The sequence below is a fragment of the Bartonella sp. AP258QHHD genome, assembly GCF_042196145.1.
Classification (GTDB): Bacteria; Pseudomonadota; Alphaproteobacteria; order Rhizobiales; family Rhizobiaceae; genus Bartonella.
Genome location: NZ_JBHIPR010000024.1, coordinates 1 through 1,140, shown reverse-complemented (window position 1 = coordinate 1,140; position 1,140 = coordinate 1). Strand labels below are relative to the sequence as shown.

The 1,140-nt window shown below is 42.7% G+C and carries 1 protein-coding gene and 1 pseudogene; both read left to right on the top strand.

The genetic code is table 11. From position 1 onward, the window contains the following. Positions 1-133 precede the first annotated feature (133 nt). Positions 134-796, top strand: coding sequence for a hypothetical protein (locus ACFIMM_RS03115; RefSeq protein WP_375692608.1), 663 nt, complete (start codon positions 134-136; stop codon positions 794-796). Next, positions 763-1,140: pseudogene (locus ACFIMM_RS03110) on the top strand (hypothetical protein); the annotation flags it as partial. The gene ACFIMM_RS03115 and the pseudogene ACFIMM_RS03110, both read left to right, overlap by 34 nt.

Sequence of the window (1,140 nt, the reverse complement as noted above, 5' to 3'; positions counted from 1 at the left end):
GAAGCAAAGAGTGATTCCTTGCATTGGAGCGATACTGCACATGCTTTTGTAGCGACGCATGGAGAGAAAGATAGCAAAAGTAATAGCAAGCTTACATCTCTTTTAGATGGTTCGATTAATGCTGGTTCCACGGATGNATATTGCTGAAGCAAAGAGTGATTCCTTGCATTGGAGCGATACTGCACATGCTTTTGTAGCGACGCATGGAGAGAAAGATAGCAAAAGTAATAGCAAGCTTACATCTCTTTTAGATGGTTCGATTAATGCTGGTTCCACGGATGCCGTAACGGGTAATCAGCTTCATGCTCTAGGTAGCAGTGTTGCAAAATCTTTAGGTGGTAATGCTAAGTATGAGAATGGCACGTGGAATGCTCCTACATTCAAGGTTAAGCGATTTAATTCTGATGGTGATGTTACTGATTCGACTTATGATAGTGTCGCGTCTGCCTTTGCCGGTGTTGGTGATTCTATCACGAATATTAAAAATGAGATTAGCAAAGAAATTGCTGGTGAAAAGAGTGATTCTTTAATCTGGAGCCAAACCGCGAATGCCTTTGTAGCGACGCATGGTGAAGAGAATACGAGCAGCAAGATAACGTCTCTTAAAAATGGAGACATTAGTAGAACGTCAACGGATGCTGTAGCGGGTAACCAGCTATATGCCCTAGGGAGTAGTGTTGCAAAATCTTTAGGTGGTGGTGCTAAGTATGAGGATGGTAAATGGAGCAAACCTAAGTTCACGGTTAAAACAGTAAAATNGCCTTGTTGTGGGATAAGTCTAAAGGTGCGTTTGTAGCGACGCATGGTGAAGAGAATACAAGCAGCAAGATAACATCGCTTGCCAATGGATCTATAACTAAAGACTCAAGTGATGCTGTAGCGGGTAACCAGCTATATGCCCTAGGGAGCGGTGTTGCGAAGTCTTTAGGTGGTAAAGCTAAGTATGAAGGTGGCACATGGACAGCTCCGACTTACGAGATCTCTCATATTTCTGCAGATGGTGATGTGGGAAAGACGAGCTTCAATGATGTTGGTAGTGCCTTTGCGGGTCTTGATACGAGTGTCAAGAATGTGAACACTCATCTGTCTAACGAGGTTAAAAAGTTTGATGAAAAACTAAGTAATATTACTCAAGCGGTT